This window comes from Psychrobacillus sp. FJAT-21963 (genome assembly GCF_001420585.1).
Lineage (GTDB): Bacteria > Bacillota > Bacilli > Bacillales_A > Planococcaceae > Psychrobacillus.
The window spans coordinates 1-2,694 of record NZ_LJIY01000032.1 but is presented as its reverse complement, the minus strand read 5'-3'; the positions used below and the strand labels follow the sequence as shown (position 1 = coordinate 2,694).

Genomic DNA, 2,694 nt, shown 5'->3' with positions numbered 1-2,694 from the left:
TATCACAAATAACATTTTTCTGATATTTTGCAACCTTTTAATTTCTATAATTTATTATAAAAATTAGAGGAGGTTATCCCAGTTGGATAAGCTTTATAAGCCCCAAAAATAATGGGAGAGTAATCGTTTTGGAATTATAAGATTTTAATTTTTTCATAAAACATTGGAGGGATAATATGAAAATCAAAAAAGTAGTTACTTCACTTTTGTTAGGAATTACAATTATTTTCGCAAGTACGAGTGTTTCAGAAGCATACGTCTTACACGGATGGAAACTACCATCAAAATCATCGACATATAAGTGGGGAACTAATCTAGATGACGGCTCAAGTGTGATCAAATCTGGTTGGTCTGCTGCAGACTCAGCTTGGTATACTGCATCCAGCATTAACTTCACGGTTAATACTTCCTCTGTTAATACATTAAATTCTTGGTACGAATACTCTTCTACTTATTATGGAAGAATGACAACAACTCATTCAGATGGTAAAGTAACAAAATTTGCTGGAGATCTTAACTCCGGAAATACAAATATTACAAAATCAAATGTTGCTAAAAGTACTGGCGTTCATGAGTTTGGGCATGCAATTGGAATCGCCCATACCGGCGGGACTTCCATCATGAATAGCAGTCGTGATCGAACTACAATGCACACTCCACAAACAGATGACAAAAATGGCGTAAATGCAATTTACTAAGAAAAGGAGAGGATTTCTGATGTTAACAAAAAAATCAAAAAAAATGGCAATAGTAATTCCATTAGCTGTAGTAATCGGCTTTGGAGGATATATGACATTGAGTGGGCAGGTTCACAGCTTAGCGGGGATTGAAAAAGAACCTCAAACAGTTATACTCAGTAAGGACTTTCCTTCTACAAGTGATTTAAATGTGATGATTGATGAAGCAGATTTAGTTGTTATTGGTCATTATAATGGGCTCGATTCTAAATGGAATATGGCACGAAACCCAAATAATCCTTCACAGGAAGATACAGAGAATTACGTAGAAGGGCATTTATATAACTTCAAAATTTCAGAAACAATTAAAGGTGCATCGGATAGCAAACAAATCCAGGTAAACCATCGTTTTGCAGAAACTGTGGTATTAGAAGTATCAGATGCAGTAGTATCCCCTGAAGGCATAGTTACTAAAGAAGCAACTAAAGTAGATATGAAAGAAATTGAGAATAAGGACCCCTTATTTATAGAGCCAGCCAATGGCAAAAAATATATGCTTTTCTTGAAGAAAAATGAGGATTTAGGAAGCTATTACGGCGCAATTGAACCTTTCTCCATAAGCTTTGATAAAAATGATAAAGCAGAACTTCAAACAAACATTGAAACTATTGATGAAGATAGCCTAACTTCACAAACACAATTTGCAGAAGAAACATTTATAGTGAAAAATGAAATCCATGAGACTATCACTGATACAATTAGTGGTAAGAGTCTTAAAGAGTTGATTCAACAAGTACAGAAGAATAGTAACTGATACTATGATAAATAGAATTGGGATTTCTGCTCCTGGCGGACGCTTTCCGTGGGTGGGGCCGAGTCGCCTCCGCTCCAATCAATATATTGGATAATTTTATAAGTTAAGATGTCCCCAAGTTAAATACAATAATAATGACAAAAGGTATCGAGTGGATGATCTATCGAAACCTTTTGTCGACAATCTGAACAGTCCTGGAGAAATCTAGGGCTGTTTTTTGTTTGTTTATTATTTACTATGTAATTTCTATTCTAATAATCTTTTTGTAGAGCATATTTTTCATACTCATGTTGAATCATATTTAAAAAAAGTTTATCGTCATAGACTTCCAATAAATTAAATAATTTCTTTTTATAATTATCTTCTTTCTCTCTATTTGAATAGGAATAGCAAATAGCAATTCTGTTAAAACATACAGCTAAGGATTGATAGGGAAATGAATGTAAATTTTGTTGTAATAGTTTTTCTAATTTTACTAGAGCTTCAGAATACTTACCATTTTTGATAAGAATCATTGATAAGTTTAACGTTAGTGTTAAAGAGAGTCTAAGTGAATCTCCTAATCCCTTATAAGTTTTTAGCCTTTCTAATAACTTATCAGTTACTTGAATAGCTACATCATCATCGAAAAAATATAAAATTACATTAATGATTTTGATATCCATTAAATACCACTGGTCATAACGAGAAAGGCGTTCCCATACCGTAATTACTTTTTCTTTTGCCTTTGTTAAATCACCCGAAATCTCCAAAATTAATAAGGCTTCACAAATACACTTTAATTCTTCCAAAAACTTATTTTGATTAGTTTCTAGATATATATCTATTGAATTAATAACATGCTTAATTTCATGCTTATTATTATATGGCAAACGAAAAAATTGTTGTTTAATCTCTGTCACTTTATCAAATTTATATTCATTAAAAATATATTCAAATTCGTCAGAAGATAATTGAAGTTGATTTAATAGGTATAAGAAACCAGCTGAATGGATATCCGACTTATTTGATTCGAAATTTGAATAAGTAGATTGGGCAAAACTATTACCAGCGACTTCTTTTTGAGAATATCCTTTATTTTTACGTATTTTTTTTAGTGTAGACCCGTAATTAATCAAGTTTACCTCCCAATATTATTTTTCTGATATTTTGTAATTATACCATAATATTGAATTATTATTTAGAAAAAGGAGGTAATTTATA

The 2,694-nt window shown here is 31.6% G+C and carries 3 protein-coding genes; 2 read left to right on the top strand and 1 reads right to left on the bottom strand.

The window, feature by feature from the left end; genetic code table 11:
• Positions 1–176 precede the first annotated feature (176 nt).
• Positions 177–698, top strand: coding sequence for a matrixin family metalloprotease (locus AN959_RS20390; protein WP_056833469.1), 522 nt, complete (start codon positions 177–179; stop codon positions 696–698).
• A 19-nt stretch (positions 699–717) separates the two neighbouring features.
• The gene (locus AN959_RS20385) at positions 718–1,491 is read left to right on the top strand and encodes a hypothetical protein (protein ID WP_056833467.1); all 774 of its coding nucleotides are present in this window, start codon (positions 718–720) and stop codon (positions 1,489–1,491) included.
• Between the two features lie 251 nt (positions 1,492–1,742).
• Here AN959_RS20385 and AN959_RS20380 read toward each other — a convergent pair whose 3' ends face one another.
• Positions 1,743–2,609 carry a helix-turn-helix domain-containing protein gene (locus AN959_RS20380; RefSeq protein ID WP_056833466.1) on the bottom strand — a complete coding sequence of 289 codons (867 nt, stop codon included), beginning with the start codon at positions 2,607–2,609 and terminating at the stop codon, positions 1,743–1,745.
• Positions 2,610–2,694: the final 85 nt, after the last annotated feature.

What these genes read in the sequence shown, in the direction of transcription:
- AN959_RS20390 (WP_056833469.1), top strand. Translation starts at nt 177, where the DNA reads ATGAAAATCAAAAAAGTAGTTACTTCACTTTTGTTAGGAATTACAATT.
- AN959_RS20385 (WP_056833467.1), top strand. Translation starts at nt 718, where the DNA reads ATGTTAACAAAAAAATCAAAAAAAATGGCAATAGTAATTCCATTAGCT.